The organism is Methanobrevibacter millerae (genome assembly GCF_900103415.1).
GTDB classification, from domain to species: domain Archaea; phylum Methanobacteriota; class Methanobacteria; order Methanobacteriales; family Methanobacteriaceae; genus Methanocatella; species Methanocatella millerae.
In genome coordinates this window covers 1-5,363 of the sequence record NZ_FMXB01000039.1, presented here as the reverse complement: position 1 = coordinate 5,363, position 5,363 = coordinate 1, and the positions used below count along the sequence as shown (strand labels likewise).

Genomic DNA, 5,363 nt, shown 5'->3' with positions numbered 1-5,363 from the left:
TCAACTACTGAGGAATTTGTTGTCTATGACCATATTAAATTGAATACTTCAATTAATTGTGATGTTGTTGTCAATGACTATGATGTCACTTTAACCGTTAATGTTAATGAATCTTCTGCTACTGGATTTGTTGAAATTAATATTGCCGGCAAGACTTATTACGTTCTTGTTGAAAACGGAAAAGCTGTTTTCGTATCCGATTTCATCCCTGGAACATATTCATGTAACGTAACTTACCTTGGAGATGACTACTTCAATCCTGCAGAGACGATTGTATCCTTTACTGTATCTCAAAAGAACGACAGTCTGGCCAATACGACAATAGACGTTGAAATCGGAGGATTTGAAAACGATGTAATTATCACGGCTTTCGTTAATGAGTCAGCTACTGGTCTGATTGAGTTCATTATTGAAGATAAGGCTGTTTATATTGCTGTAAACAATGGTAAGGCAGTTTATGACGTTGTTTTACCTGCCGGTGAATATAACGTCATGGTAACTTATTTGGGTGATTACAAGTTCAGCTCTAACTCAACTTCAAGGGACTTCATTGTTCAGGATCACATGAAACTGAACACTAGCATAGCGGGTAACGTGTCAGTTGACGGATATAATGTGACCTTGACTGCTGAGGTAATTAAATTCGCTACAGGATTTGTTGAGTTCAGCCTTAATGGAAACAGCATTTTTGCCGAGCTGAATGACGGTGTGGCAGTTGTTAATGCAGTATTCCTTTCTGGAGAATATACGGTTACTGCCACTTATCTAGGTGATGATGATTTCAACTCCAATTCAACCAACATTACTTTCAGGGTTGATGAAATTCCTCAAAATGAAACAAGCATTGATAGTATAGTCGAAATTAATGAAAATAATGTGACAATAACTGTAATTGTAAATGAAAACGCTACAGGATTTGTTGAATTCGATTTCATCGGAGCAGAAAGCTTCACCTATTATGCTCCGGTAATAGATGGAATAGCTGTTTATGGCGGTGTTTTAGCTGCCGGAAGATATGTGGTTGAAATAACATACCTTGGAGATGAAAAATTCGACACCAACACTACAACGGAAAGATTCGAGGTTACGGGCCACATCAAGAAAAACACTACCCTTGACTGTGATGTTTCAGTTAATGGATATCTCGTTAACTTAACCGTTAATCTTGAATCAGACGCTACCGGATTTGTCTGCTTCTTTACTGGCGCTAGTGAATATTATGCTCCGATTAATGACGGCAAAGCGGTTTTAATGTTTAATATGCATCCGGGCAATTACACATTCACTGTTGTTTATGATGGTGATGAAAACTACAATTCAGCCAATGCTACTGTTGAGATATATGTTCCTGAAATCGAACCTGAAGATGCCAATCTCACGGTAAGTGCAGTCAACAGCACAATCACTGTAACAGTCAACGAAGAAGCTACCGGATACGTTTTGGTTGATGTTGACGGCACAGGCTACTACGCTATAATCGAAGACGGTCAGGCTACGGTCAACGTTATCGGATTGGACGAAGGCGAATACGAAGCAAGCGTTATCTATTCAGGTGATGATGTTTTCGCTCCTGCAAATGCTACGGTTAGTGTAACCGTTCCTTCATCCGGCAAGAACGACACTCCTGTTGATCCTGAAGCTAATATCAGCATTTCAGCTGAAGGAGTGGAAGTAAGCCTTCCTGAAGACGCTACCGGATATGTATTGATTGACGTTGACGGTACCGGATACTACACTGCTGTTGAAAACGGCAAAGCCACATTTGAATTGCCTAAACTGGATCTGGGTAACCATACTGTAAGCGTTACCTACACTGGTGATAATAAATACGCTTCTGCAAACGCTACGGCAAACGTAACTATTGATGGGCCTGTAGAGACTATTATCAGTGATAATCTGACTAAGGTAGAAAAGGCTCCTGACAGGTTTGAAGCGGTATTTACCGATGCTGAAGGTAATCCTCTAGCAAACACTGAGGTAACTTTTGAAATCAAAGGTAACGTATACAAACGTACTACGGATGCCAGCGGTAAGGCCGGAATGAACATCAATCTGGAATCTGGCGTATATGAGGTTAAAATAACCAATCCTGTAACCGGTGAAGTTAAATTCAATACAATTACCGTTAAATCCAGATTTGAGGATGCTCATGACCTTGTAAAATACTTCCGCAACGATTCACAATACAGAATTAAGGTATTGGGTGATGACGGCAATATTGCTCCAAAAGGAACTGTCGTAAAATTCAATATCAACGGAGTATTCTACGAACGCAGCGTTGACGAAAACGGATACGTTAAAATGAACATTAACCTGAATCCTGGAACCTACATCATTACAGGCGAATACAAGGGATGCAGAGTTTCCAATACAATTACCGTTTTACCGATATTGACGGCCGATGATCTGGTTAAAAAATATGGTGAAGCCAATCCGTTTGAAGCCAAGCTGGTTGACGGTCAGGGTAATCCTTATGCTAACCAGAAACTCGAGTTCAATATCAATGGTGTCTTCTATTACAGAACCACGAACAGTAACGGTATTGCAAAATTGAACATTAACTTAATGCCTAGCGCATACATCATTACAACCAGATATGGCGATGCTGCGCTGTCCAACAACGTAATCGTAACGACCTAGGCATTAATTAAGAGAAGTTTTAATTAACTTCTCACTTTTTTCATTTTTAGATGTAGATAACCTCACTCATTATAATTAAATTAACCTATAGGATCATTTATATTAATTATGCTATCAATATTTTCAACAGTATTTCTTAAAAGTATCATTATTATTAAGCATGTCTTCAATTAAAATGCATGCAAAATTCCAGCAGAAATATTAATAATCACAAATTATTTTTTTAACTAGTAATAAATACTATATCAAGTGATTATTATGATGATATTACCTCAACTACCGTTATATGCAATAGCCATAATCTGTGGGTTATTTTCTTTTTTAGTAACTCGATTATCGATGCCTAGAATTATTAGGAAGTTAGAAGACGCTGATATTGTAGGTAAGGACTTACATAAATCCTGGAAGCCGATTGTAGCTGAAATGGGTGGATTCGGAATCCTTTTCGGTTTCACCATAGGAATGTTTTCAGGCATTTACATGCACGATATCCTGGCATTTCCATTGTGTATAGTGCTGATTGTTATATTATTGGTTGGAATTATCGGTATTGTCGATGATTTATTAGTATTATCATCTAAAGAGAAATTGTTTTTATTATTTTTGGCAGGTCTTCCGTTAATCTGGGCGGCTCCGTCCAATGTGGGCATACTATATCTGATTTCAATTCCGATAGCCGTTTCAATCGGATCAAACCTGACCAATATGCTTGCGGGGCTTAACGGTATCGAATCAGGTTTAGGTATTATCTCAATGGCTTCACTTACCATTTCATGTATCATTCTTGGAAAATATGACGTAACCATCATCAGCATGAGTATGCTGGGCGCATTAATCGCATTTCTATATTATAACAAGTATCCGGCTAAGATTTTCCCCGGTGACACAGGTACGTTAATTATAGGTGCAACAATCGTTTCCATAGCATTTATCGGTCGTGTAAAACTGATTGCTTTGATTGTATTGATGCCTAACATCATCGATGCTGCCATGAAGTTCTACAGCGCAGGAGTCATGGAACGCCAGCAGTTCAAGCCTACCCAAGTCGATGATGAAGGAAAGCTCATACGACCCGAAACGGGCTTCAAGTCATTAATCAGACTGGTTATAAGAAAGCCGATTACAGAAAAGCAGGCGGTTCATATAATCTGGGGAATCGGTTTGGTTTTCGGCGTTTTAGGTATAATAGTTGCCCTTATGATGCCTGGCGTTATAGGCAATCAGACATTGGCTAATTTCCTGCAGATTAAAGAGATGTTCTATCATATTTAAGGTGATTTAATGAAACCATACGTTATTTTAAATGCTGCAATGACACTTGACGGCAAGATAGTCACTGCAAAAAACAGTTCAAATATTTCCGGAGAAGAGGACCTCAAAAGGGTTCATGAGCTCAGAAAGAATGTCGATGCGATAATGGTCGGAATCGGAACGGTTATGGCAGACGATCCTAGGCTTACGGTTCACAAAATCGATGCAAATCCAGAAGACAATCCGGTTCGCGTAGTCGTTGACAGCAAATGCAGGACTCCAATAGCTGCAAGAATAACAAACAAGGACGCAAGAACGATTATCGCAGGCGCCAACGAGTACAAGCATGAATTTGTTGTAAGCGACAGATACGATGTTTTCCAAAGAAGGGGAGTTGAATTCTTCTTTTCAGGCGATAGGAGAGTTGATTTAACCGCATTGATGAATCATTTGGCTGGTGAAGGCATAGAAACGTTAATGCTTGAAGGAGGAGCCACGCTTAACTTTTCCATGATAAAGGAAGGTCTGATTGATGAGATAAGAGTCTGTGTTGCCCCGAAAGTGGTCGGCGGAGTTAATGCAAAGACATTATTTGACGGTGAAGGCTTTGACACGATGGATGAGGGCGTTAATCTGGAGTTGACCGATTCATACAGTCTGGGAAAAGACCTGATATTAACTTATAATGTTTTAAAATAATTAATAATGGGAGTATGTATAATATGGCAAGAAAAATTAACCTAACACCAACATTAAGTGGAATTGATGCAGAATTGTTCATTGAAAGATTGAATTCTCCTTCAACACCTGAAGAGATTGAATCATTAAAAAGAGCTGATGAAGTATTAAAAAAATTGAATATATTCGTTAATTAACTAAAACATTGTGAAATAACCCTCATTTTGACAAACGCAGTATCTGCAAAGGGAATTCTTGTCATTAATGTATTTGATTCTTCCCTTGCAGTAGTAGGAATCATCCAATCTGTAAACTTCATCCTTTTTATCGTCACTGAAAGGATGCAGAGGCCTTTTGGCTATTAATGCAAGGTATAAGGAAAGATATTTTGTAAACTCGCGAGTTTCAATATCTCCTCCGGCGTAAGTTTCAAAATAATAGTCAATGTCTGCCTTAAACTTAGTGATGACGCCGTCCTTTATCATAATATTGCAAGAATACCCCAACCGTGCGACAAGCTAGGATCAGTAATTTGTTATATGCTTATTAAAGCATATGTTAGTGCAGTTCTATAAACTGATAATGTTGTTGTGTGCATTATTCTCCCTTGAAACTGCGTCACCGGCAACGGTGAGGTGGGTTGCAAGATAGGCAAAGCATAATCGATGCCATAACTTCCAATGGCACGAATGCGAGAGAAAGATTAGTATTGGTTAACGACAGTGAACTCCTAAAAAAAAAGCATCGTTATATTCAGCAGTGGGTAGGAAGTTTCGAAGAGCTACTGTATTACT

General features: G+C 38.7%; 5 protein-coding genes. 4 read left to right on the top strand and 1 reads right to left on the bottom strand.

Annotated elements, in window-relative coordinates; genetic code table 11:
* From F3G70_RS11845 to F3G70_RS12185, 4 genes are all read left to right on the top strand, one after another.
* Nucleotides 1–2,640, top strand: a 2,640-nt coding sequence (locus F3G70_RS11845) for an Ig-like domain-containing protein (RefSeq protein ID WP_149732913.1), incomplete at its 5' end; no start/stop codon positions are given.
* Nucleotides 2,641–2,898: 258 nt separating this feature from the next.
* Nucleotides 2,899–3,912 carry an MraY family glycosyltransferase gene (locus F3G70_RS11840; protein WP_149732912.1) on the top strand — a complete coding sequence of 338 codons (1,014 nt, stop codon included), beginning with the start codon at nt 2,899–2,901 and terminating at the stop codon, nt 3,910–3,912.
* A 9-nt stretch (nt 3,913–3,921) separates the two neighbouring features.
* The gene (locus tag F3G70_RS11835) at nt 3,922–4,590 is read left to right on the top strand and encodes a 2,5-diamino-6-(ribosylamino)-4(3H)-pyrimidinone 5'-phosphate reductase (RefSeq protein WP_149732911.1); all 669 of its coding nucleotides are present in this window, start codon (nt 3,922–3,924) and stop codon (nt 4,588–4,590) included.
* A 23-nt stretch (nt 4,591–4,613) separates the two neighbouring features.
* Nucleotides 4,614–4,766, top strand: coding sequence for a hypothetical protein (locus F3G70_RS12185; protein ID WP_188118189.1), 153 nt, complete (start codon nt 4,614–4,616; stop codon nt 4,764–4,766).
* On the opposite strand, the gene F3G70_RS11830 is transcribed toward F3G70_RS12185, so the two are convergent.
* Nucleotides 4,767–5,054 (bottom strand): DUF2115 family protein, encoded by a 288-nt coding sequence (locus F3G70_RS11830; protein WP_149732910.1) that lies wholly within the window; start codon nt 5,052–5,054, stop codon nt 4,767–4,769.
* Nucleotides 5,055–5,363: the final 309 nt, after the last annotated feature.